The organism is Salipiger mangrovisoli, from assembly GCF_015223355.1.
Taxonomy (GTDB): domain Bacteria; phylum Pseudomonadota; class Alphaproteobacteria; order Rhodobacterales; family Rhodobacteraceae; genus Salipiger; species Salipiger mangrovisoli.
In genome coordinates, this window is the sequence record NZ_JADFFK010000016.1 from 97030 (window position 1) to 120259 (window position 23230).

Sequence of the window (23230 nt, forward strand, 5' to 3'; positions counted from 1 at the left end):
CTGCGCGCCTCACCCCCGGGATATTTGACCCTAGAAGAAGGCGCGGGCACGTGGCGCTTCTTCTCTTTCCAAATACGCACGGCGGCGCGGCATGGCCGGGCGCGCCCTGCGGTCAGCCGTAGAAGCTTCGGCCGGTGCGCGCCATCTCGGACAGCGTCTCGGGGCAGGCAAAGCGGCGGCCGTAACGCTCTGCCAGCTCTGCCGTACGTTCGGCGGCATAGGGGGCGCCGAGCATGTCGAGCCAGGAAAAGGGTCCGCCCGACCAGGGCGCGAAGCCCCAACCCAGCACCGCCCCCACGTCGCCCTCGCGCACGCCGGGCAGAACATGCCGCTCCAGCGCCCGCACCGCCTCGATCGCCTGCACGAAGAGCAGCCGATGCTGGAGCTCCAGAAGGTCCGGCTGCTCGGTGGCCACCGGCCATTCCGCGGCCAGCCCGTCCCACAACCCGAGGCGTCTGTCGCCCTCATAGGTATAGAAACCGGCACCGGACTTGCGTCCGAGACGCCCGAGATCCGCCATGCGTTCCAGCACCCCGTCCACATCCCCGTCGCGATAGGCGTCGCCCATCGCGACGCGGCTGGCCTGCGCGATCTTCAGCCCCAGGTCGATCGAGGTTTCGTCGATCAGCTGCAACGGTCCCAGCGGCATTCCGGCGAGCCGCGCGGCATTCTCGATCAGCGCCGGGGCCACGCCCTCGCGCAGCAGCCGCAGACCTTCGTTGAGATAGGGGATGATGCATCGGTTGGCGTAGAAGAAGCGCGCGTCGTTGACCACGATCGGCGTCTTGCGGATCGCCCGCACGAAGTCCAGCGCCTTGGCCACGGCGCGCGGCCCGGTGCGGGCGCCCTTGATCACCTCGACCAGCATCATCTTCTCGACCGGAGAGAAGAAGTGGATGCCAAGGAAATTCTCGGGCATCAGCGAGGCTTCGGACAGCTTGTTGATCGGAAGCGACGAGGTGTTGGTGGCGAAGATACAGCTTTCGGGCACGTGGCGCAGCGCCACGCGGGTGACCTCGGCCTTGACCTGAGGATCCTCGAAGACCGCCTCGATGATCATGTCGCAACCGGCCAGCGCGTCGAAGTCGGTGGTGGCGGTGAGCCGGTCCAGCACCGCCTGCTTCTGCGTCGCGCTGGTCTTGCCGCGCAGCACCTCCGCGTCGAGCGAGGCCTCGGCGCGGTCGCGGCCGCTGTCCGCCGCTTCCTGCGTGCGGTCGATCAGCACCACGGGGATCCCCGCCTGCGCCGCGACCAGCGCGATGCCCGCGCCCATCATCCCGGCACCGAGCACGCCGAGCTTCTTCACGGTCTGCGGTGGCACGTCCCCGGGGCGGCCAGCGCCCTTGTCCAGCGCCTCCTTGCCGACGAAGAGCGTCCGGATCATCGCCGAGGAACTGGGGTCGAGCAGCACATGGGTGAACCAGCGCGCCTCGATCCTGAGGGCGGTATCGAAGGGCACCTGCGCCCCCTCGTAGACCGCCGAAAGCAGCGCCCTTACCGCCGGGTAGACGCCCTTGGTCTTGCCGGACACCATGGCCGAGGCCCCGACGAAAGTCATGAACCCCGCCGGGTGGTAGGGCCCGCCGCCGGGCAGCTTGTGGCCCTTGCGGTCCCAGGGCTTCACCAGATCCTCGGGCGCGGCACGCAGCACCCAGTCGCGGGCGGCACCCAGCGGATCCTCGGCGATCTCGTCGATCAGCCCGGCCTTCTGCGCGGCGTCCGGCGCCAGCACCCTGCCTTCGAGAAGATAGGGCGCCGCGCCCATGGCCCCGAACCTGCGCAGCAGCCGGGTGGTGCCGCCGGCACCGGGGAAAAGCCCCACCTTTATCTCGGGAAGGCCAATCCTCGCCTTTGGCTCCGGCGCGGCGAAGATGCGGTGGCAGGCCAGCGCCAGCTCGTAGCCGAGCCCGAGCGCGGTACCGGGCAGCGCGCAGGCGATGGGCTTGCCGCCCCGGTTCTGCGCGTCCATCCCGGCGCGCTCGATCCGGCGCAGCACCGCGTGAAGGCGCATGATCCCGTCGAAGATGCCCTTTGCCGGATCGTCCCCCGCCGCCTCGCGCAGCGCGGCGAGCGTGTTGAGGTCCATGCCCCCGGCGAAGCTGCCGGGTTTGGCCGAGGTGATCACGATGCCGGTCACGGCGGGCTCGGCCAACGCGGCCTGCACCAGCGCGTCGAGCTGGCCGAGCGCCTCGAGGCTCATCACGTTCATCGATTTTCCGGGCGTGTCCCAGGTGATGGTGCAGACACCGCCCTCGGTGCTGGCTGAGAAATCGCTCATGTTCCTTCCTCCCCATCGTGCCGACCCAGTTCCGAGCCGTCGCGGCGACGGTAGACCCGCGTCGCGCCATGGGTCTCGGTCACCAGGTCGTGGTCACTGTAGTGAATGACGTCCGCGCCGCTGCGCGTGCCGATCACCAGGTAGCGCGCCGGGGCGTCCGAGCGGTTCTCGAGCCGGTGGCCGATGCCTTGTCCGGCCGGCCAGCAGGCGCAGTCGCCGGGGCCCATTGGCAGGTCCTCGTCCTCGATCAGCACCAGGGTGCCGCTCAGCACGTAGACCATTTCGTCCTCGTGCTCGTGCCAGTGGCGCCAGCCCGAAGCGGAGCCGGGTGGCAGCTCTTCGATGAAGGCGCCGAACTGCGTCAGCCCGCCGGGGTCCGACAGCAGTTGCACGCCATAGGGGCCGGGGCCGTCGCCGAGCACGCGGTGGCGGCTCGAACGGTGGGTGGTGACGGGTTGCGGATCAAGCTTTGGCATCACAGCCTCTCGATGATCATGGCCACGCCCATGCCAGAGGCAACGCAGAGGGTGGCAAGCCCGGTGGATTTGCCCGCGCGTTCGAGCTCGTCCAGCAGCGTGCCAAGCAGCATTGCCCCGGTGGCGCCGAGCGGGTGGCCCATGGCGATGGCGCCGCCGTTGACATTCACCTTGGCCGGGTCGGCGTCGAAGGCTTGCAGGAAGCGCAGCACGACCGACGCGAAGGCTTCGTTCACCTCGAACAGATCGATGTCGCCGATCCGCATCCCGGCCTTCCGGAGAACGCGCTCGGTGACCGGGACCGGCCCGGTCAGCATGATCGTCGGCTCGCTGCCGACGCGCGCCATGGCGCGGATGCGGGCCCGCGGCTTGAGTCCCATGGCCTCGCCGAACGCCTCCGATCCCACCAGCACGCCTGCCGCGCCATCGACGATGGCCGAGCTGTTGCCGGCGTGGTGGATGTGGCGGATGCGCTCCAGCTCTGGGTAGCGCATCAGCGCCACCGCGTCGAAGCCGGGCATCTGTTCGCCGATCTCCTTGAAGGAGGGCTTGAGCGCCGCAAGGCCCGGCAGATCGGTGTCCGGACGCAGCGCCTCGTCGCGATCAAGGATGGTCAGCCCGTTGATGTCGGTCACCGGCAGGATCGCACGTGCGAAGCGATCTTCCTGCCAGGCACGGGCAGCGCGCCTCTGGCTCTCCAGCGCATAGGCGTCGGCGTCTTCGCGCGTGATTGCGTATTTCGTCGCGATGAGATCCGCGGCAACCCCCTGCGGCACGAAATGCCGGGCCATGGCGAGCGCGGGATCGACCGCGATCGCCGCCCCGTCCGAGCCCATCGGCACCCGGCTCATCATCTCGGCGCCGCCCGCCACATAGGCCTGCCCCATGCCACCGGTGATCTGCGCCGCGGCGAGCATCACCGCCTCCAGCCCCGAGGCGCAGAAACGGTTGATCGACAGGCCGGGAATGCGCTCGTCAAGCCCCGAGGCCAGCACCGCCGAGCGTGCAAGACATCCGCCCTGTTCGCCGACCTGCGTGGCCGTGCCCCAGATCACGTCCTCGAGCACCGGTCCGTCAAGCCCGCAGCGGGCGCGCAGGCCGTCAAGAACCAGCGCCGAGAGCCGCAGCGCGGTGACCTCGTGCAGAGCGCCATCGGGCCGGCCCCGCCCGCGCGGGGTTCGGATCGCGTCGTAGATAAAGGCCTCGGTCATGGCTCCTCCTTCCATGTCGCGCGGGCTGGGTGCCGGGAGCCCGGCGTCCGGTCAAACCCGGTCGGCTGGCGAGCCCGGCATCAGATCGTAGGGGTGTTTCCAGCCCGGCAGCGCCTCGATCCCCGCGAGCCAGCGGTCGATATTCGGCCAGTCGGCGCGGGTGAAGCCGAAGGGCTCGGGATAGTAGAGATAGCCGCAGCAGCAGAAGTCCGCGTGGGTCGGTCCGTCGCCGACCATCCAGGCGCGCCCGTCGAGGTGGGCGTTCAGCACCTCATAGGCCGATTTCAGCCGCGCCTGCGTGAAGGCGATGACTTCGGCCGGGCGCTTCTCCGGCGGCAGGAAATTCATCAGGAACCGCGTCATCCCGGCCTGGCTGCTGAGCTTGTGGTTGTCCCAGAACTGCCAGCGCAGCACCTCACGCGCCTCGGCTGTGGTGGCGCCGCCGAACTTGCCGGTCTTCTCGGTGATATAGTGCTGGATCACCCCCGACTGGCTCAGCGTGACCGCGCCATCCACCAGCACCGGCACTTCGCCCATCTCGTTGACCTGGGAGCGATATTCGGGAGCGCGGGTGGCACCGGCAAAGAAATCCACTTTCACGGGTTCCCAGTCGAGACCCGAAAGATGCAGCGGCAAGGCCGCCTTGTAGGCATTGCCGGATTCTCCGAAACAATAGAGCTTGATGGTCATGCGCGAGGTCTTTCCCTGTAACTTGTGGTGCGGAGCGCCGCGGGGGCTTCGCGCCCCCGCACCCCCGCGGGATATTTGAACCTAGAAGAAAGCAACTTCGGTGTTGGTTGTAACCTGTTCTTAACCATGGTGCGGAAAGACTGTCCCCGCGGTACAGGCTGGGAAGCCGATGACCGCCCTAGGAGAAACCCCGCCGCCAAGCCGGCCGCTTTTTCAGGCGGGCAAGGCGGCGGGGCGGACCGAGTGCAGTCCCGAGAACCCCGGCGCCAGAAGTCGCAAGGGATCTTGGCGCGGACACGATGTGCGGTCCGCCGCGTTCTTCTAGGCAGAAATATCCCGCGGGGGTCCGGGGGCGCGAAGCCCCCGGTCCTTTGCCGGTTCCTTGGCCGCTCGCCCGAAGGACGCATCAGGGACGGCGCGGGTCTCATCGCTTGCGCGCCTCCAGATCCGCATTGAACAGCCTTAGCCGGTGTGCCAGCACCTCGCTGTCGGTCACGCTGTCGAAATTCTCGAACAGGAAGGACAGCGCCTCGCCTTCGTCGAGTCCCGCCGCCGCCGCGAAGCCCCGCAGTCCGCGATACCCATCCTCGGTCATGGCAACCGAGAAGCGGCGGGTGAGACGAAAGCGCTTGGCCATGGGCGGCTCCTTTGCGGCGTGTCGGGCTCAGGGTTTCATTCCGCGGCCCCGGCGTCCAGCGGCAAAGCGGCCACGGCTCCGGCCTCGATGCGGGCGAGATGGAGCGCGGTCGCGGGCAACTGGCGGGACATGTAGTGCCGCCCGGCATCGAGTTTGGCACGGCGCGCGGGCTCGGGCAGGGAGGCGGCGGCGCGGGCCATGCGGGCCCACATGTAGCCCAGGCAGACATGGCCGAAGAGATGCAGGAAATCGCTTGCCCCGGACAGCGCTGCCTCGGGGTCGCCGGCGCCGAAGGCCTGAAGTCGCAGCAGGGCGGACTGCAGGTCCTCCAGCGCGCGGCGCAGCGGAGCAAGGAAGATCTCGTCGAGCGCCTCGGTGGCGTCGGGCTCGTTGGCAAGGCGGTTCATCTCGTCAAGCAGGGCGAGCATCGCCGCACCGCCGTTCGCGCCGAGCTTGCGGGCGACGAGGTCCAGCGCCTGCACGCCATTGGTGCCCTCGTAGATGGTGGTCACCCGCGCATCGCGAAGGATTTGCGACAGGCCCATCTCCTCGATGTAGCCCGCGCCGCCCAACACCTGCTGCGCCGCCAGGCAGCAGTCCACGCCTTTGTCTGACAGAAATCCCTTGATCACCGGCGTCACCAGCGACAGCCGCGCGGCGGCGGCGGCATCGCCGGCGCGGGCGCTGTCGACAAGCTGTGCCCCCCAGAGCGTCAGCGCGCGGGCGCCTTCGGTGAACCCCCGGATGTCGAGCAGCATCCGCCGCACGTCGGGGTGCACGAGGATCGGGTCAGCGGCGGCGTCCGGGCGGGCAGGGGCCCCTGGGGCGCGGCCCTGCGTGCGGCTGCGGGCGAAAGCGAGCGCGCCCTGAAGCGCGCGGTCCGCCTGGGCATAGCCCTGCAGCCCGACGCTGATCCGTTCCTCGTTCATCATGGTGAACATCGCCGCGAGGCCCTGATGCGGGGCGCCCAGAAGCTCGGCCTCGGCCCCGTCATAGACCATCTCGCAGGTGGCATTGCCGTGAAGGCCCATCTTCGCCTCGATCCGTGCGGCGCGGAGCGCATTGCGCGCGCCGGGGCTGCCGTCTGCAGCGGGCAGGCGCTTGGGGGCGATGAAAAGCGACAGGCCCCTCACCCCCTCGGGGGCAAAGGGCAGCCGGGCGAGGACGAGGTGGAGAATGTTCTCGGCAAGCTCGTGCTCGCCCGCCGAAATGAAGATCTTGGTGCCGTAGAGCCGGAAGCGCCCCGCGCTGTCGGGGATCGCTTCGGCGCGGGTGCGGATGAGCCCGAGGTCGGTGCCGCATTGCGGCTCGGTCAGGTTCATCGTGCCGGTCCAGCGGCAATTGGCGAGCTTTGGAAGGTAGAGAGCCTTTTGGGCCTCGCTGCCGTGCGCGGCGATGGCACCATAGGCCCCATGGGTCAGGCCGGCGTGGATGTGGAAGGCCATGTTGGCGGCAGAGAGGATCTCTCCGACGGCGCAGTGCAGCATGTGCGGCAAACCCTGTCCGCCATGTTCGGGCGCGCAGTCGAGCCCGTACCAGCCGCCGGCGCAGACCTCGGCAAAGGCTTCGGGGAAGCCCTCGGGGCTGCGGACAACGCCGTTCTCGAGCCGACAGCCCTGCAGGTCGCCGGTGCGGTTGAGCGGCGCGAGGCGCGCTTCGGCAAGCCGCGCGACCTCGGTGAGGATCGCGGCGCAGGCGGTGCGGTCCAGAGAATCAAAATCGCCCCGGTCGATCTGCAGCACGTCGCAAAGGACGAAGAGCAGATCCGCGACCGGGGCGGTATATTCGGGCATTGCGCCCTGGGGTGCACCCTGGGGTGCGCCATGTGCTGCGCCTGGCATGGGGCCTCCTCTCCCGTCCGCCAAGACCTGCCGAGATCCGAATGCCGGATCAGCCGGCCTTGCGCTCGAGCTCGCGGAGCATCTGTTCGCCCCATGCAAGCTGTTCTTTCAGTTCCTCGATCGCCATGGTCAGATCATCGCGCTGACGGATCATGTCGGCAAGACGTTCTTGGCCGATCTCGTGGCTGCGCGTGATCTGGGTGCGCTGCTGGTCACCCTTGTCATAAAGCTCCAGGAGCTGGCGGATCTCTTCGAGGCTGAAGCCGAAGCGCTTGCCGCGCAGGATCAGTTTCAGCCGGGCCCGGTCGCGCCGGGTGAAGAGGCGCTTCTGCCCTTCGCGGATGGGAAAGAGCAGTTCTTTCTGCTCGTAGAAACGGAGCGTCCGCGGCGTCACCTCGAAGAGGTCGCACATTTCGCGGATCGTCATCAACTGGTCGTCACTCATGTCAGGTCTTCTACCTCACTTCGCGTCAAGATGACGGGTCACCTGCGCCTTTGGAGCGACTCCTACAACTGCCCCCTATCCTTTTGAGACTCGGACGCGGCGTCATTTGTCAATTTACGTAACATCATTAAGCGTCACGCGATGGCGCGAAGAATTTTCTTTCTCTGGTTGCGAGCCGGTTCGGCATGCAGAGCGCGGAATGTATGCCGCCGGGTACGGAACCAAAGCGGTTTCAGCCGCAAGAGGCCACTGATTCGGCCTAATCCCCGAGTTGCTTGAGGGTCAGATCCCGAAGCGCTTTGAGCTCCTCGATCGCCGCATCGAGCTGCCGACGCTGCTCCCCGAGCTGCACCAGCTGGCGATCTGCCATCTCGACCCAGGTGCGCATCTGCGCCCCGGTGCCCTCGCTCTCGTACATCTGGAGCCATTGCCGGATCTCTTCGAGCTGGAAGCCGAACTTCCGGCCGCGCAGGATCAGCGTCATGCGCGCCACCTCGCGCGGGCCATACCAGCGCGAGCGCCCCTCTCGTTCGGGGTTGAGCAGTTCGATATATTCGTAATAGCGCAAGGTTCGCGGGGTCACATCGAACCGCGCGCACATTTCCTTGAAGCTGAGACGTGTCTCGCTCATGGGCCCTCCTGACGTAGCGAAAGGTAATGCGGCACCGCGGCAAGGGCAATGGCTGCCCGGCTTGCGGTGCGCGGGCTCTCGCCGCATAAAGGCGTGAGACAGAAAGGGATATTGGCATGTCCACGGATGCGGTCGCCGGGTTCGACCCCGCGCTCTCGGAAGAGTTGATCCTGCGGCTGCCGCAGGCACGGGCCCTGGGGCTCAAGATCGCCAGTTTCGGCGGCGGTCGAGCCGAGATTCATATGCCTTTCGCCGAGCACCTCGTGGGCGACCCGAAAACCGGGGTGATCCACGGCGGCGCGGTCTCGACGCTGATGGACACCTGTGGCGGTGCCTCGGTCATGGCGCATCCCCTGGTCGAGGGGCACACGGCGACCATCAGCCTGCGCATCGACTATCTGCGTGCGGCGACGCCGGGGCAGGGGATCACCGCCCGCGCCGAATGTCATCACGTGACCCGCTCCGTCGCCTTCGTGCGCGCGGTGGCGCTGGACGAGGACGAGACGCGCCCGGTCGCCATGGCCACCGGCACATTCACCGTGCCGCAGCTCCGCGAGAGCGATGCGGAGGGCGCGGCATGAGCCTTCGCAAGCCCGAGCCGGTGCAGGTCGTCAAGCAGCGCCGCGATCTTGCCCTGCGCGCCTTGGCAGAAGGCGTTCCCTACGTGAATTTCCTCGGCATCACCTTCGACCGCCGCGGCGACGAGCTGACCGGCGTGCTGAACTTCGACGAGAAGCTGATCGGCAATCCCGATCTGCCGGCGCTGCACGGCGGGGTGACCGCCGCCTTCCTAGAGGTGACCTCGATCATCACATTGAGCTGGATGTCCCTCTGGGACGAGGTGGAATCCGGGCGGCTGGATCTTGCATCGCTGGAACAGGGGCGCCTGCCGCGTCTGCCCAAGACCATCGATTTCGCCATCGACTACCTGCGCCCCGGCCTGCCGCGCGATGCCTATGCCCGTGCGAGGGTCACCCGATCGGGGCGGCGTTACGCCTCGGTCCACGCCGAGGCCTGGCAAGATAACCGCGACCGCCCCATCGTGCAGGCCGTGGGCCATTTCCTGATGCCTTCCGAGGAGCGGTGAGATCGCATCCGCAGACCGCAGCGCTCCGATCGACCCCGCGCCCCATGCGCACTATGCCCAAGTGACGATGTCCTCCCAGACGCCTCCCCAGATGCCCGCCCAAACACCCCGCCTGACCCATCGCCGGGTCCTGCAGATCGCGCTGCCGATCCTTCTGTCCAACGCCACGGTGCCGATCCTCGGAGCGGTGGACACCGCCGTGGTTGGCCAGATTCCCAGCCCCGAGCCGATTGCCGCGGTCGGCGTCGGTGCCGTGGTGCTCTCTGCGATCTACTGGATCTTCGGCTTCCTGCGCATGGGCACCACCGGCCTTACCGCGCAGGCGCTCGGCGAGCGGGACAACTGCGAGGTCTCGGCCCTGCTGGCGCGGGCGCTGCTGATCGGTCTTGCCGGCGGGGTCCTGCTGATCCTCCTGCAATCGCTGGTCTTCCAGGTCGCCTTTGCCGTCTCACCAGCCTCCGCCGAGGTTGAGCACATGGCGCAGAGCTACATGCAGATCCGCATCTGGTCGGCACCGGCGGCGGTGGCGATCTACGGCCTTACCGGCTGGCTGATCGCGCAGGAGCGCACCCGCGCGGTGCTGGTGCTGCAACTCGGCATGAACTTCGTGAACGTGGTGCTCGACCTCGCGCTGGTGCTCTGGGTCGGCATGGGGGTCGAGGGCGTGGCGCTGGCCACCTTCGTCGCCGAGTGGACGGGGCTCGGGCTCGGGATATGGCTTTGCCGCGACGGGTTCCTCGGCGCCGGCTGGCGCAACAGGGCCCGGGTCTTCGACCCGGCGCGGCTGCGCCGCATGGCCGCGCTCAACGGTGACATCCTGATCCGGTCGCTGCTGCTGCAGGCCATCATCGTCTCTTTCATGCTTGTCGGCGGCCATTTCGGCGACGTGACGCTCGCGGCGAACCAGGTGCTGATGCAGTTCATGATGATCACCGCCCACACGATGGACGGCTTCGCCTTCGCCGCCGAGGCGCTGGTGGGTCAGGCGGTGGGCGCACGCAACGTGGCGCATCTGCGGCGCAGCGCGCGGCTGTCGGGGCTCTGGTGTGCGCTGGCCGCGGCGCTGCTGGCGCTGTTCTTCCTGGTCGCGGGCCCGTCCCTCGTGCGGTCGATCGCGGCCGATCCCGACGTGCGCACGGCCGCAGGCGTCTTCCTGCCCTGGATGGTGATGTCACCGCTGTTGCAGATCCTGCCCTTCATGCTGGATGGCATCTTCATCGGCGCGACGCGTTCGGCGGACATGCGCAACATGATGGCCGTGTCGGCGATGATCTACGTCGCGGTGCTGCTGCTCGCGGTGCCCGCGATGGGCAACCACGGACTGTGGCTTGCCTTCCAGGTCTCCTTCCTGGCGCGAGGCGTCACCCTGGCGCTGCGCTACCCGGCGCTGGAGCGCTGGGTGGCCCGGGGCGGAACGTGACACCGGCGAGACGCGCAGCGCCGCGATAGCGGCGCGGGCCGACAGCGGAGCACGAGACGTCGCGTGACGTTCAGACGGCGAACCCGCGGGCCCCGCAGCGCGCTCGCGGCCGACGAGGGGATGCTCTCGGATTGGGGCTCCAGGACACATCCCCTTCCGCCATGTCCCCGAAAGCTCCTTTGCCCGGTTCGGCAGGACCCGTCCAGCGCGCGGCATCGACGTACCCGAATTGGCCTTGGATGACCGCGCCGCCGCACGCTCGTGATCGGGGCTACGCAGGACACAGCGCGGGTCCACGGCTTCTTCTCTTTCCAAATACGCCCGTCCGACGCTCGCGCCGGGACCGCGGCTCCGGCAGGAGGAGGTCAGCCTGCGGCGGCCTGCACTTCGGCAACGATGCCGTCGACCACCTGCGCCAGCAGCGCCTCGTCCTCGCATTCGGCCATGACCCGGATCAGCGGCTCGGTGCCCGACTTGCGGATCAGCAGCCGACCGCGGCCCGAGAGCTGTGCCTCGGCCTCGGCGATGGCGCCCTGCACGCTCGCGGCGTCGAGCGGTGTCTGTCCGGCGCCGAAGCGCACGTTTTTCAGCAGTTGCGGCACCGGCTCGAAGTTGCGCGCGAGACGGCTGGCGGGCAAACCGGTGCGCACCATTTCGGCGAGGAACTGGAGACCGGCCATCAGACCGTCGCCGGTGGTGGCGTAATCGGTCATCACGATGTGGCCCGACTGCTCGCCGCCGAGGTTGAAGCCCTTGGCGCGCATCATCTCGACCACGTACCGGTCGCCGACCTTGGTGCGGGCGAGCGTGAGGCCGCGATCGCCGAGGTAGCGCTCGAGCCCGAGGTTCGACATCACGGTGGCGACCAGCGTGCCCCCGTTGAGCCGGTCTTCCTCGGCCCAGCGGCCAGCCATCAGCGCCATGATCTGATCGCCGTCGGCGACGGTGCCGGTCTCGTCGATCAGGATCACCCGGTCGGCGTCGCCGTCGAGGCAGATGCCGACGTCAGCGCCATGCGCCACCACCGTCTCGGCGGCGGTCTGCGGCTTGGTCGAGCCGCATTGGTCGTTGATGTTGAGCCCGTTGGGGTGGGTGCCCACCGGGATCACCTCGGCGCCGAGCTCCCAGAGCACCTCGGGCGCGGCGCGGTAGGCGGCGCCATTGGCGCAGTCGATCACCACCTTCATGCCGTCGAGCCGCATGCCGTGCGGGAAGCTCGACTTCACCCGCTCCTGGTAGCGGAAACGGCCATCGTCGATGCGCTTGGCGCGGCCGATGTTGCCGGCCTGCGCCGGCTCGACGCCCGCCTCGACCAGCGCCTCGATCTCGGCTTCTGCCTCGTCCGAGAGCTTGAAGCCATCGGGGCCGAAGAACTTGATGCCGTTGTCATGCGCGGGGTTGTGCGAGGCGGAGATCATGATGCCGACGTCGGCGCGCATCGAGGGGGTCAGCAGCCCGACGGCGGGGGTCGGCACCGGGCCGAGGAGCAGCACGTTCATGCCCGTCGAGGTGAGGCCCGCGGTCAGCGCGGTCTCGAACATGTAGCCCGAGAGCCGCGTGTCCTTGCCGATCACCACCCGGTGCGTGCCTCCCGCCTCGCGGCGGAAATAGCGCCCGGCGGCGGCGCCGATGGCCAGCGCCATCTCGGCGGTCATCGGGTGCATGTTGGCGGTGCCGCGCACCCCGTCGGTGCCGAACAGCTTGCGGGTCATTCCTGGCCTCCTTCTTCGACGGCCTGCCAGAGCGTCAGGGCCTGGCGCGTCTCGCGTACGTCGTGAACGCGGATGATCTGGACTCCCTGTGCGACGCCTGCAAGGGCGACGGCGATGGAGCCGGGGAAACGTCTGGCGGCCTCGGTCTCGCCCGAGAGCTTGCCGATGAAGCCCTTTCGCGACACGCCGAGCAGGATCGCGCAGCCAAGGCCGTGGAACAGCGACAGCCCGTGCAGCAGCGCGAGGTTCTGCTCCAGCGTCTTGGCAAAGCCGATGCCGGGGTCGACGAGGATCTTCTCGCGCGGCAGGCCGGCGTGTTCCAGCGCGTGGATTTGCGTCTCGAGGAAGTCGTAGACGTCGAGCAGAACGTCCGCGTAATCGGTCTCGGCGCTCATCGTCTCGGGGGTGCCGCGCATGTGCATGACGCAGACGGGCAGGCGGGACGAGGCGCAGAATTCGGTCATCTCGGGGTCGAAGACCAGTCCCGAGACATCGTTGATCAACGTGGCACCGGCCGCGGCGGCGGCGCGGGCGACCGCGGCCTTGCGGGTGTCGACCGAGATCGGGACACCTTTCAGCGCTTCGGTGACCGGCACGACGCGGGCGATCTCTTCTCTGGCCGGCACCTCGGGCGCGCCGGGGCGAGTGCTCTCGCCGCCGATGTCGAGGATGTCAGCGCCATCAGCGAGCATCTGGCGCGCGCGGGCGACGGAGTCCGCCACCGAGGCGTCGCTGCCGCCATCGGAGAAGCTGTCGGGTGTGACGTTGAGGATGCCCATGATGCGGCTGCCGTCCATGGGCAGTCCCGCGACGGGCTCACGCGCGGCGGTGAGCCGGGCCAGAACGTCCTGAGGGACCTCCGCGGCCACCACCACCTTCACCGCCTCGCCGCGGGCATGTCGGGCGCAATGGGTGAACCAGCGCGGCCCCCCGGCAAGCGGCAGGGCACCTTCGGGGCGGGTGTGTCCGGTCTGGACGAGGGGGCGGTATCGCGCGGTCATTAGCCGTCTCTGCCCGATGACGGCCATCTTGGCAAGCCGGGGGGGAGGGTGCTCAGAGCGTGGTATGTCCGACTGTTACAGCCCGCGCCGGAACCGTCACGCCGGCGGGCGGCTCTTCGCCGATCAGCACCAGTTCGCAGGCCTCCATCAGCCCGGCGAACCAGCCCGCCAACTCGGCGGGATCCTCCGGGTGAGCGGCCTGTCCGGCGGGTGTGTCGAGCACGATCTTCGACGGAGCCCAGATGCAGCTCTGGCCGTTCTTCATCGCCCAGTCGAGCTCGGTGCGGGTCGCGACCACCTTGGCGCGGGGATCGCGGGCGGCCAGCATCCAGGCATTCTGCTCGATCGCCAGCAGGTCGATGCGGCGCTGCGCCAGCGGATGGCGCGCCTGCGGCCGGCTGCCCTCGGGCAGGCCGACGCAAAGGATCACCGGGGCACCCATGGCCTCGGCCTGGTCGAGCCAGCCCTTCAGGGCCGCATCGGCAATGGCGGCGTTCGAGAAGTAGAGTACCCGCGGGTGCGGACGGGTGCGCGCATCGTCCTGTGCCGCGCCCACCGGCTCGCCGTCGCGGGCGCGCACGATTTCGACCCCCAGCGCGCCGGGGCCGCGGTCGAGCTTCTCGATCCGCACGAAGACCCGCAGGGCCTGAGGTTCGAGCAGGATACGCTCGGCGATGCGCTCGGCCAGCGTCTCGAGCAGGTTCAGCCGCTCGGCAGCAAGCTCGGCGGCGATGGCCTCGGTGACCTTGTCGTAGGAAAGAATGAGATCGACGTCATCCTCCAGCGCGCCCTTGCCCGGCGCCACTTCGACCACGACGTTGAACCGCACCCGTTGGCGATGGCCGCGCTCGGCCTGGAAAGCGCCGATCTCGACGTCGACGACATGATCACGCAGCGAGATGCGGTCACGGGGGATATCCCCGGCGGTGGCGATGGCGCGTTCGTCGGGATGGGCGAAGGCGAGGCGGATTTCGTCGGCCATGACAGTGGCTCCGGATGCGGACGTTGCGGCCTCTCTAGCAGCGGCTTTCCGCAGGGGCGACCCCGACAGCGGCGTCGTGGAGTTGAAAAGCGGCGCTCAGTTGCTGGTGCTGATGCGGTAGCTTCCGGCACCGCGATAGAAGAAGTGCGCCCCGATCGTTGCGGTCTTGGTGAACTTGCGCGCCCAGCTCGGGCGGACGCCGCGGGTGTGGTAGTAGGTCGCGCCCTGGGTCAGCGCGCGTGGCGCGCCCGTGATCACCGCCTTGGCGACCTTGGCAACGCGCTCCCACGCCGCCTTCTCGCTCACATGCTCGGGGCGGCCGTCGCAGGTGTAGGAAAACTGGCAGGCGTGAAGACGTCCGGTGCCCTGGTTGATCACGCCGCAGACCGAGTCCGGGAAACGCGGGCTGTCGACGCGGTTCATGATGACCTCGGCGACCGCGAACTGCCCCTGGAGGCTCTCGCCGCGCGCCTCGAAGTAGAGCGCTTCTGCCAGGCACTGGAACTGCGCGCCGCCGGTGGCCCTGGGCTGGGCGGCGAGCCAGGCGCGGTCGTAGTGAGGGGCCCTCGCGCTGCCAGCAGACACGGGGGTGATCATGCTGCGCAGATGCGAAGAATTTGCGGAACGCAGGGCGCTCTGCTCGAGTTTGACGAGGTGACGGATGCTGTCATGCTGGATGTCAGCGCGGACGGGAAACGCCGCAAATACAGCGGCGGCGACGATCGCGGTGGCACGAAACATTAAGGGCTCTCACGGCTCGGGGGGGCACCCCTACGGATGCCGAAATCGGAGGCGATTTACAAAAATGTCGCCAATTCGTCTACCCGCGTAAGAAGACGCAAAAGGACAGTCGCCTTCCCCATTGGGGAAAACGCCGAATTTTAGGCGAAATTCGGCCTCTTTTACCCGATTTTCTCTTTCAGCGCGAGTTGCGCAGCGGCAAGTCGCGCGATCGGAACGCGGAACGGAGAGCAGCTCACGTAGTCGATTCCGGCCTCTCGGCAGAATGCAATCGAATCAGGGTCGCCACCATGCTCGCCGCAGATCGAGAGCATGATTCCGCGGTTGCCGTGTCTTCCGCGCGCCACTCCGATCTTGATAAGCTCGCCGACCCCCTCGGGGTCGAGGCGGTGGAACGGGTCCTCGGGAAAGACACCCTGCTGCACGTAGTGCGACATGAAGCGCCCTGCGTCGTCGCGCGAGAGCCCATAGGTCATCTGGGTGAGGTCGTTGGTGCCGAAGGACATGAAATGCGCGTGCTGGGCGATCTCGTCGGCGCGGAGGCAGGCGCGGGGGGTCTCTACCATGACGCCGAGCGAATAGTCGAAGGCGCGGCCGCGTTCGTTGCGCACCGCGGCAGCCACGGCGTCGATGCGGGTCTTCACCAGCTCGACCTCCTTCATCGCCGAGACGAGCGGCAGCATGATCTCGGGCTCGACCGGGGCACCGTCCTTCGAGGCATCCAGAGTCGCCTCGAAAATGGCGCGGGCCTGCATGTCGTAGATCTCGGGCACCGCGATGCCGAGACGAACGCCGCGCATCCCGAGCATCGGGTTGTATTCGCCCATGGATTCCACCCGGCGGGTCACGTCGCTGACCGGTAGATCCAGCGCTTCGGCGAGATCGCGCAGCCCGGCGCGATCGGTCGGCAGGAACTCGTGCAGCGGCGGATCGAACAGGCGAATACAGACTGGCATCCCCTCCATGATCCGGAAAAGTTCCGTGAAGTCAGCGCGTTGCATCGGAAGCAGGCGAGCGAGCGCGGCTTTGCGATCTTCAGGGCTGTCGGCGAAGATCATCTCGCGCATGGGCGTGATGCGGTCGGCCTCGAAGAACATGTGCTCGGTCCGGCACAGGCCGATCCCCTGCGCTGCAAAGTTGCGCGCGGTGGCCGCGTCGGCGGGGGTGTCGGCATTGGCGCGGATGCCGATGTCGCGCGCCTCATCGGCCCAGGACATGAAGGTGCGGAAGGCATCGTCGAGCGCCGCCTCGACCATCTCGGGGGCGCCGGCGAGGATTTGGCCGGATGTGCCATCGACAGTGATCGTGTCTCCCTCCCGGAAGCGCCGACCATCCTGAGAAATCAAGACCTTATCATTCAGCCGGAAGCCCATGTTCGCGGCCCCCACGACCGAGGGCAGGCCCAGCCCACGGCCGATCACCGCGGCGTGGCTGGTCATCCCGCCGCGCTCGGTGAGCACCGCGGCGGCGACATGCATGCCGCGCACGTCCTCGGGCGAGGTCTCGCGGCGCACAAGGATGCAGGGCTCGCCGCGCGCGGCGGAGGCCTGCGCCTCGGCGGCGCTGAAGACGATCTTGCCGGTTGCGGCCCCGGGGGAGGCGGCGACGCCACGGCCGATCACGTCGCGCTCGGCGTCGGGTGAAATCTGACGGTGCAGCAGCTCGGACAGCCCGCGCGGCTCGACGCGCAGCAACGCTTCTTCGGGGGTGATGATGCCGTCCTCGGCGAGCCGCACGGCGATGCGCAGCGCGGCGCGGGGCGAGCGCTTCACCCGCACGCCGTCGAGAATGTGCACGCGGCCGCTCTCGATGGTAAACTCGATCTGCATCTCTGCGCGCAGTCTCTCGCGCATCAGCCGCGCGTGGGCCTTGAGTTGCTCGAAGGCCTCGGGTGCCAGCTCCTCCAGCGAGGGACCGCGCGGGTCGCGCTCCAGAAAGAGCGCGGCGCTTTCGTGGTGAAGCGCATCGCGGCCCTGGCTCTGGTGCAGGTAGCGTCCGGTGATCTGGGGCAGGCCGGTGTCGGAGTTGACCAGTTGCAGCACGCCCGAGCCGCATTCGCCCTGGCCCAGCCCCAGCGCCATTTCCTGCACGATGAGACCGAGCCCGGCATCGACGGGGGCACCCTTGGCCTGGCGCAGAAGGCGGGCGGTGGTTCCCTCCCAGGCGCGGGCCATGGTGCGCAGCACCGCGGTGAGCTGAACGGCGGGATCTTGCGGGAATGGCTCCTCGGCCTCTTCCTCGTAGGCGCGCAGCGCGTCGGACAGGCCTTGCTGGCCGGTGGTGTCAATTTCCTCGAAGACGTCGGGATCCAGCCGCGCCACGTGGATCGCGTAGCCGGTCACGAAGCGCATGTAGAGCGCCGAAGCGGCCTCGGCCCCGATCCGGTCGGAATATTCGACGAAGGTGGCATCGTTCATGCCGATGTTCAGCACCGACCCCGGCCCGCCCCAGTCGGGGTCTTCGGACGAGGGGCGCACGCAGAGCAGCGTGCCGGGCGCGAACTGGCCGAGGATCAGCGCCGGCGGCGGCACCTCGCCCTGCGCGATGCGGTGGACGGTGTCGAAACTCAGCGCAACCGTGCGCGGCACCGGCAGGTCCAGCCGGACCAGCCGTTGCAGGCATTTCGCACGGCCCCCATGGCTCGGCGTCGTGATCGGCGCCGAGGGGGTGATGAGCGTGACATGCGGATCATCGGCCTGCATGTCGTTCCGGTAGGTATCGGGCATGGCGGGCCCCTGTTTCTCCGCGGTGCAGCATATCCTGAAATGGATGTATCGCACGAGCACCTTTTATCGGACCCGGTGCCGAGACGGGGCATTACGAGGCGGCACCGGTACCGGAGTGATCACCCCGGTCGATGGACCGGGGCGGAAGTCGTCAGCCCTCGAGGCGGGTGAGATCGGCCACCTGGATGCAAGTCTGGCGGATACGCGACAGCAAATTCAGGCGGTTACGGCGCACCACCTGGTTGTCCGAGTTCACCTGCACCGCCTCGAAGAAGGCATCGATCGGAGCGCGCAGCGCGGCCATAGCCGACATCGCGCTGGCAAAATCCTCGGCGGCCATCGCGGGCGCAATTTCGGCCTCGGCCCGGTCCAGCGCGGCGAACAGAGCCTTTTCCTCGTCCGTCTCGGCGAATTTGAGGTCGGCACCGAAGCTGTATTCGACGCCGTCCTTCTCCTCGGCCTGCGCCAGGATGTTGTTTGCGCGCTTGAAGCCTTGCACCAGATTGCCGCCGTCTTCGGTCGCGAGCGTCGCGCTCAGCGCCTTGGCGCGGGTCACCAGCAGCGCGAGGTCGTCGCGGTTCGGCATCGCAAGGCAGGCATCGATCACGTCGTGGCGGATGCCCTCGTCGCGCAGGAACACCTTGAGGCGGTCATGGATGAAGCCCAGAAGGTCGTCGCTCAGGTCACCCGAGTGGTTCTCGACCTCGGCGATCCACTCCGGCGCGTCGCCCTCGACCTGGTCGATCACCGCGCGCACGGCCGCGCCGAAGACGCCATGATGGGCGATCTCGCGCAGCACCGCGTCGCGCAGCGCTTCCTCGTGCTTGCCCTCGGGGTTGATCTTGTGGCGCAGCAGCTGCGCGTCAATCAGCCGGTCGAGGTGCAGGCGCAGCCCGTTGTTCAGCACGAGGCGGATCACGCCGAGCGCGGCGCGGCGCAGCGCGAAGGGATCCTTCGAGCCGGTGGGCTTCTCGTCGATGGCCCAGAAGCCGGTTAGCGTGTCGAGCTTGTCGGCCAGCGCCACGGCCACCGAAACCGGCGCGGTCGGCACGGCGTCGGACGGGCCGAGAGGCGAATAATGCTCCTGGCAGGCGGCGGCCACCTCGGACGGCAGGCCCGCGGCTTCGGCGTAGTAGCGGCCCATCAGGCCTTGCAGCTCGGGGAACTCGTAGACCATCTCGGACGAAAGGTCCGCCTTGGCCACCAGCGCGGCCTGCTCGGCCAGCGCGGCATCGGCACCCACCATGGGCGCGATCTCGCGCGCCAGCGCGGCGATGCGCTCGATGCGTGCCTTCTGGCTGCCCATCTTGTTGTGGAAGGTCACGTTGCCCAGACGGTCGGTCCAGGCGGTCAAACCCTCGGACTTGGCGACGCGCAGGTCATTCTCCCAGAAGAACTTGGCATCCGACAGGCGGGCGGCCAGCACCTTCTGGTTGCCCGCGAGGATCGTCGCGCCATCGTCGGCGGTCTCGACGTTCGCCACGGTGACGAAACGCTCGATCCGGCCCGTCGAGGGGTTCTTCACCGAGAAGAATTTCTGGTGTTCCTTCATCGAGGTTTGCAGAACCTCCGGCGGCAGGGCCAGGAAGTCCTCGCCGATCTCGCCCATCAGCACCACCGGCCATTCCACCAGCCCGGCGACCTCGGCCAGCAACCCGCGATCGTCCACCACCTCGAGACCCGAGGCAAAGGCGCGGTTGGTTGCGTCATGCCAGATGGTGTCGGCGCGCTCGGCGGGGCTGAGCACCACCTTGGCGCGCTTCAGCTTGGCCTCGTAGTCGTCGAAGGACGTCACGTCGAAGGCCGCGCCGCCCATGAAGCGGTGCCCGCGCGTGCTCTTGCCCGCGACAATGCCGTCGATCTCCAGCGGCACCACCTCGGCGCCCTGCTCGTCGGTGAGCAGGCAGATGATCGAATGCAGCGGACGCACCCAGCGCAGGCTGCCCGCGCCCCAGCGCATCGACTTCGGCCAGGGGAAATTGCGAACGGTCTTTTCCAGCACCTCGGCGACGATCCCGGCAGCCGGACGGCCGGGCTTCTCGATGATCGCGAAAAGCACCTTGCCCTTCTTGTCCTCGCGCTCCTCGCACTGCTCACGGGTCACCCCGGCGCCGCGCAGGAAGCCCTCGATCGCCTTCTCGGGTGCGTCGGTCTTCGGGCCCCGGCGCTCTTCACGGGTGGCGGGCGAGGCGGCCAGCAGACCCTGCACGGTCAGCGTCAGGCGGCGCGGCGTCGAGAAGGCGGCGGCACCCGCATAGGTCAGACCGGCCTCGACCAGACCGTCGGTGACGAGCTTCTTCAGGTCCTCGGCCGCACGCGTTTGCATCCGGGCCGGGATTTCTTCGGAAAAGAGTTCGATCAGCAGGTCGGGCATGGTCTCACCAAAGCAAAGTTCGGATGCGGGGATAGACCCGTAAGGCGCTGGCGTCCAGCCGTTTGCGGGAATGTTGAGAGATGTCCGCGCAGATCAGCTGCGCGGCATCTTCAGCACGACGTTGCGGCCGCTCTTCACATACCGCAGCTCATCGTCGGAGATGGCGGCGATGCGCCCGCCGTCGATGTTGTCGCCGACCTGCACTTTCTGGTACTTGCCGGATGGAAGACGCACCAGCGCGCGGCGGCTGCTGTCCTTGCCGTAGATGCCGATAAGGCTGATTTCGCGCAGGTCGATCTGGTTGCTGAGCGTCGCGCTTTTCGCCACGCTGGCGTTCTGCGGGATGCTCGGGCCGGGGGCGAGCGCAACGGGCGCGGAACTCGTCACCGCGGGCGTGTTCGAGGCCTGCTTGACCGCTTCCTGCACGATCGCCTCCATGCTGCGCGGGCGCGGCAGAGGGGTGAGCGAGGCACCGATGGCCTGATCGGTGACCGGAAGGTCAAGCGCAAGCGCCTCTTCCTGGGCCGTCAGCGGGCGCATCTGCGGGCGCATCGCCTCGAGCTCCGCCAGCGACACGCCGCCCAGCACCGCGCGCTCGGTCTGCTCGATGAGATCGCCCGGACGGCCGCGCGGACGGAAATCGGCGAGGCCGGGCTCCTCGGCCGGGACCGTGCTTTCAGGCTCGGCGGTCTGCGCGGAGGGATCTGCCGTTTCGTCTGTGCTGTCGGTCTCTGCTTCGGCAGCCGGCGGTACGTCCGGGGACACCTCGGGTTCGGGGGTCGCCGCGGGAGCGGGATCGCGCAGAGGCGGGACCTGTGGCGGCAGGCCGGTGAAGATTCGCACGCCGTCCGGCGAGACATTGCCCTCGGGCGTGGCCTTCACGAGACCGCGCGCATCGAGGTCGAAGCGCACGCCGGGACCCGGCGGCAGGCGCACTGGTTCGAGCGTGATGTCCTCGCGCGGGCCGGCATCGAGGTCGGGCAGGGCGACCGCATCGAACTGCTGCACCTCGGGATCGATCGAGGCAACATAGACGTCTTCCGCGCTGGTCTGCGGCGGGCGCGCGGGCGCGCTCGGCGCGCGCTGCCAGATGCCGCTGACCGCATAGGCCGTCGCGGCCTCGTCGGCGCTCATGCTGATCCGCCCGCTGGGCTGCGGTGCGGGCATGTCTTCGAAGCCCTCGCTGGCGGGCGGCGGCAGGTCGAGCGCGGCAAGCTCGCCGTCTGCCCCTTCCTCGTCGAATTCCTCTTCCGGGGCCGGGATGGCTTCGGCACTGTCTTCGGTTGTGTCGAGTGCCACGTTCTCGGTCGGCGCCGGGGCGAAGAGCCGCGAGATCTGGTCGCCGAGGAAGACCGAGGAAAAGGCTGCGACCGCGGCGAGGAAGAGCAGCAGCAGCACGGTGAGGATGAGGCCCAGGAAGCGCGGCTTGCCGCCGACCACCTTCTGCCCTTCACGGGCGCCGAAGACGGTCAGCCGCTCGCGCTCTTCCTCGGGGGTCAGGGAGCTGGCACCGCGGCCCGCCTCCTGGCGCAGCGCCGCGACACGCGACGGCCCGGAAACCGGTGCGCTGCCAGCGGGGTCCAGCGGATGCGAGACCGGTGGGCGCGGGGTGACCTGCTTGATCCCCTGGGTGGTCGCGGAACCGGTTGCCGGCTCGGGCGGCATGCGGACTGGCGCCTTCTCGGAGCGCGCCGGGGGCTCCGCGTCTTCGCGGCGTTTCGCGAAACCGAAGGGACGTCGCTTCGCTGCCTGGGGTTCCGGGGCGGAGCTTGCGGCATCGCTGGAGCCTTCCGCCACCGGTGGCAGTGACGTTGAAGGCGCCGTGTCGCGGCCCATGCTGAGGCGCGGCGCGGCGGCAGGTGCCGCGGGCGCGGGCGCGCGGCTGGCGCGGATGCTGCTGAAGCTTGGCGCGGTGGGGTGATCGGTTGGCGCGCTCACTGTGGGCGGTACCGGCACCGGCTCCGGCGCTTCGGGGAAGCGGGACGCCGCGACGGGAGGCTGGACAGGCGGCTGGAGGGGCGGCTGGACAGGGGATTGGACGGGTGGTGAAACGGGCGCAGCGGCCTCGGAGGATGTGCCGAGATCGGGACTGGGTTGCGCAGGCGTCTCGGCAGGCAGATCGGGCGCAGCCTCCGGCTTCGGTGGGCTTTCGCGGGAAGGCTCCGGCGGAGGTGCCCGGCGGTCTGCGGGCACGCTTGCGGCGATGCCCAGGGGGTCCGCATCCGCGGATACATCGGCGCTCGGCGTCTCCGCTTTCGGTGCGGCGGGCTCGGTGGCGGCGGGGAGCGGCGCGGGATCGGAGACAGATGCAGCGGGCCGGTCCGCGACCGCGTCGGGCTCCAGCAGGGTCACCTTGCCGGGGCGCTCGGGCTGCGGACCCTGCCAGCTTTCGGCTGGCCCGAAATAGGCTGTGCCGCGGAAGGTGCCCGATGGCGGAATGGCGGCGAAATAGACCGGCTCGAAGCCGCGCTCGCGCAGGTAGGATTCGGCTTCTTCCAGCGACTCGCGCGCCACGGCCGCCCCGAGAAGCGTGGTGCCGGACAGCGACCAGTCGAGGACGAGGTCGCGCACCGGGTAAGGGGTCGCCCCGTCCAGCGCCGCTTCCAGCGCGGCCCGTCGTTCGCTTTCCGAGCCCGGATCGGGCAGCTCAATGTAGCGCACCTGATCATTGGGCAGGAAGAGCGCCACCTGCGCGCCGGAGCTGTCCTCGGCAAGCGCAGTTTCGCGGATCGCGTCGAAGCCATCGGCGGACAGGTCGGCCTCGGCCAGCGGAAGCCAGCCGCTGGCCTTGCGGCGCAGCAGGGTAAGCCCATCGGATGAAAGCGAAAGCGCGAAATCTGGTGTCATGCGCGGTCTCTAGCACTGCTCGTGGAGCTATGGGAGTCTCCGGCTCCCTCGGCGCAGCCTACAGCAGGAGTCTGCTCAGCGGAAGAACCGGGGACGCCCGCCCCTTGTCGTTTGCCCGCTCCCTACCGACA

General features: G+C 68.6%; 18 protein-coding genes. 3 read left to right on the plus strand and 15 right to left on the minus strand.

Going from position 1 to position 23230, the window contains the following annotated elements:
- Positions 1 to 112: 112 nt before the first annotated feature.
- The 8 genes from IQ782_RS19750 to IQ782_RS19785 all read right to left on the minus strand — a co-directional run bounded on the left by IQ782_RS19750 (position 113) and on the right by IQ782_RS19785 (position 8209).
- The gene (locus tag IQ782_RS19750) at positions 113 to 2278 is read right to left on the minus strand and encodes a 3-hydroxyacyl-CoA dehydrogenase NAD-binding domain-containing protein (protein ID WP_194136387.1); all 2166 of its coding nucleotides are present in this window, start codon (positions 2276 to 2278) and stop codon (positions 113 to 115) included.
- Entirely contained in the window at positions 2275 to 2754 is a 480-nt protein-coding gene (locus IQ782_RS19755) for a cupin domain-containing protein (RefSeq protein WP_194136388.1), read from the minus strand. Before IQ782_RS19755 ends, IQ782_RS19750 begins: the two co-directional genes overlap by 4 nt.
- Positions 2754 to 3965 carry an acetyl-CoA C-acetyltransferase gene (locus IQ782_RS19760; protein WP_194136389.1) on the minus strand — a complete coding sequence of 404 codons (1212 nt, stop codon included), beginning with the start codon at positions 3963 to 3965 and terminating at the stop codon, positions 2754 to 2756. Before IQ782_RS19760 ends, IQ782_RS19755 begins: the two co-directional genes overlap by 1 nt.
- Before the next feature lie 51 nt (positions 3966 to 4016).
- Entirely contained in the window at positions 4017 to 4655 is a 639-nt protein-coding gene (locus tag IQ782_RS19765; protein WP_194136390.1) for a glutathione S-transferase family protein, read from the minus strand.
- A 424-nt stretch (positions 4656 to 5079) separates the two neighbouring features.
- Positions 5080 to 5292, minus strand: coding sequence for a hypothetical protein (locus tag IQ782_RS19770; RefSeq protein WP_194136391.1), 213 nt, complete (start codon positions 5290 to 5292; stop codon positions 5080 to 5082).
- 35 nt (positions 5293 to 5327) lie between these two features.
- Positions 5328 to 7133, minus strand: a complete 1806-nt coding sequence (locus IQ782_RS19775) for an acyl-CoA dehydrogenase family protein (protein WP_338092615.1) — start codon at positions 7131 to 7133, stop codon at positions 5328 to 5330.
- A gap of 49 nt (positions 7134 to 7182) precedes the next feature.
- On the minus strand, positions 7183 to 7578 hold the full coding sequence (locus tag IQ782_RS19780; RefSeq protein WP_194136392.1) for a MerR family transcriptional regulator: 396 nt from the start codon (positions 7576 to 7578) through the stop codon (positions 7183 to 7185).
- Positions 7579 to 7837: 259 nt separating this feature from the next.
- Positions 7838 to 8209 carry a MerR family transcriptional regulator gene (locus IQ782_RS19785; protein WP_194136393.1) on the minus strand — a complete coding sequence of 124 codons (372 nt, stop codon included), beginning with the start codon at positions 8207 to 8209 and terminating at the stop codon, positions 7838 to 7840.
- Positions 8210 to 8325: 116 nt separating this feature from the next.
- Here IQ782_RS19785 and IQ782_RS19790 point away from each other — a divergent pair, with 116 nt between their 5' ends.
- The 3 genes from IQ782_RS19790 (at position 8326) to IQ782_RS19800 (ending at position 10716) form a co-directional block, all read left to right on the plus strand.
- Positions 8326 to 8790: a PaaI family thioesterase gene (locus tag IQ782_RS19790; protein WP_194136394.1), complete on the plus strand. Its 465-nt coding sequence runs from the start codon at positions 8326 to 8328 to the stop codon at positions 8788 to 8790.
- A complete protein-coding gene (locus IQ782_RS19795; RefSeq protein WP_194136395.1) occupies positions 8787 to 9296 on the plus strand; it encodes a PaaI family thioesterase in 510 nt (169 codons plus the stop codon). Before IQ782_RS19790 ends, IQ782_RS19795 begins: the two co-directional genes overlap by 4 nt.
- A 91-nt stretch (positions 9297 to 9387) precedes the next feature.
- Complete coding sequence (locus IQ782_RS19800) at positions 9388 to 10716, plus strand: MATE family efflux transporter (RefSeq protein WP_240989419.1); 1329 nt, start codon at positions 9388 to 9390, stop codon at positions 10714 to 10716.
- 365 nt (positions 10717 to 11081) lie between these two features.
- On the opposite strand, the gene glmM is transcribed toward IQ782_RS19800, so the two are convergent.
- The 7 genes from glmM to IQ782_RS19835 form a co-directional block, all read right to left on the minus strand.
- A complete protein-coding gene (gene glmM / locus IQ782_RS19805) occupies positions 11082 to 12428 on the minus strand; it encodes a phosphoglucosamine mutase (protein WP_194136397.1) in 1347 nt (448 codons plus the stop codon).
- Positions 12425 to 13429 (minus strand): dihydropteroate synthase, encoded by a 1005-nt coding sequence (folP, locus tag IQ782_RS19810; RefSeq protein WP_194136398.1) that lies wholly within the window; start codon positions 13427 to 13429, stop codon positions 12425 to 12427. Before folP ends, glmM begins: the two co-directional genes overlap by 4 nt.
- Before the next feature lie 52 nt (positions 13430 to 13481).
- Entirely contained in the window at positions 13482 to 14411 is a 930-nt protein-coding gene (locus IQ782_RS19815; protein WP_194136399.1) for a dihydroneopterin aldolase, read from the minus strand.
- 96 nt (positions 14412 to 14507) lie between these two features.
- Positions 14508 to 15152 (minus strand): cell wall hydrolase, encoded by a 645-nt coding sequence (locus IQ782_RS19820; RefSeq protein WP_194136400.1) that lies wholly within the window; start codon positions 15150 to 15152, stop codon positions 14508 to 14510.
- A gap of 161 nt (positions 15153 to 15313) precedes the next feature.
- Positions 15314 to 17878, minus strand: coding sequence for a putative PEP-binding protein (locus IQ782_RS19825; protein WP_194136401.1), 2565 nt, complete (start codon positions 17876 to 17878; stop codon positions 15314 to 15316).
- 151 nt (positions 17879 to 18029) lie between these two features.
- Complete coding sequence (gene glyS / locus IQ782_RS19830; protein ID WP_194136402.1) at positions 18030 to 20252, minus strand: glycine--tRNA ligase subunit beta; 2223 nt, start codon at positions 20250 to 20252, stop codon at positions 18030 to 18032.
- A 93-nt stretch (positions 20253 to 20345) separates the two neighbouring features.
- Positions 20346 to 23099, minus strand: a complete 2754-nt coding sequence (locus tag IQ782_RS19835; protein WP_194136403.1) for a hypothetical protein — start codon at positions 23097 to 23099, stop codon at positions 20346 to 20348.
- Positions 23100 to 23230 lie beyond the last annotated feature (131 nt).

Excerpts from the sequence above, each read along its gene's own strand:
- IQ782_RS19765 (WP_194136390.1), bottom strand. The coding sequence starts at position 4,655 with ATGACCATCAAGCTCTATTGTTTCGGAGAATCCGGCAATGCCTACAAG.
- IQ782_RS19800 (WP_240989419.1), top strand. The coding sequence starts at position 9,388 with ATGCCCGCCCAAACACCCCGCCTGACCCATCGCCGGGTCCTGCAGATC.
- IQ782_RS19820 (WP_194136400.1), bottom strand. The coding sequence starts at position 15,152 with ATGTTTCGTGCCACCGCGATCGTCGCCGCCGCTGTATTTGCGGCGTTT.
- IQ782_RS19795 (WP_194136395.1), top strand. The coding sequence starts at position 8,787 with ATGAGCCTTCGCAAGCCCGAGCCGGTGCAGGTCGTCAAGCAGCGCCGC.
- IQ782_RS19770 (WP_194136391.1), bottom strand. The coding sequence starts at position 5,292 with ATGGCCAAGCGCTTTCGTCTCACCCGCCGCTTCTCGGTTGCCATGACC.
- IQ782_RS19755 (WP_194136388.1), bottom strand. The coding sequence starts at position 2,754 with ATGCCAAAGCTTGATCCGCAACCCGTCACCACCCACCGTTCGAGCCGC.
- IQ782_RS19825 (WP_194136401.1), bottom strand. The coding sequence starts at position 17,878 with ATGCCCGATACCTACCGGAACGACATGCAGGCCGATGATCCGCATGTC.
- IQ782_RS19785 (WP_194136393.1), bottom strand. The coding sequence starts at position 8,209 with ATGAGCGAGACACGTCTCAGCTTCAAGGAAATGTGCGCGCGGTTCGAT.
- IQ782_RS19750 (WP_194136387.1), bottom strand. The coding sequence starts at position 2,278 with ATGAGCGATTTCTCAGCCAGCACCGAGGGCGGTGTCTGCACCATCACC.
- folP (WP_194136398.1), bottom strand. The coding sequence starts at position 13,429 with ATGACCGCGCGATACCGCCCCCTCGTCCAGACCGGACACACCCGCCCC.
- IQ782_RS19775 (WP_338092615.1), bottom strand. The coding sequence starts at position 7,133 with ATGCCAGGCGCAGCACATGGCGCACCCCAGGGTGCACCCCAGGGCGCA.
- glmM (WP_194136397.1), bottom strand. The coding sequence starts at position 12,428 with ATGACCCGCAAGCTGTTCGGCACCGACGGGGTGCGCGGCACCGCCAAC.
- IQ782_RS19760 (WP_194136389.1), bottom strand. The coding sequence starts at position 3,965 with ATGACCGAGGCCTTTATCTACGACGCGATCCGAACCCCGCGCGGGCGG.
- IQ782_RS19790 (WP_194136394.1), top strand. The coding sequence starts at position 8,326 with ATGTCCACGGATGCGGTCGCCGGGTTCGACCCCGCGCTCTCGGAAGAG.
- IQ782_RS19815 (WP_194136399.1), bottom strand. The coding sequence starts at position 14,411 with ATGGCCGACGAAATCCGCCTCGCCTTCGCCCATCCCGACGAACGCGCC.
- glyS (WP_194136402.1), bottom strand. The coding sequence starts at position 20,252 with ATGCCCGACCTGCTGATCGAACTCTTTTCCGAAGAAATCCCGGCCCGG.
- IQ782_RS19835 (WP_194136403.1), bottom strand. The coding sequence starts at position 23,099 with ATGACACCAGATTTCGCGCTTTCGCTTTCATCCGATGGGCTTACCCTG.
- IQ782_RS19780 (WP_194136392.1), bottom strand. The coding sequence starts at position 7,578 with ATGAGTGACGACCAGTTGATGACGATCCGCGAAATGTGCGACCTCTTC.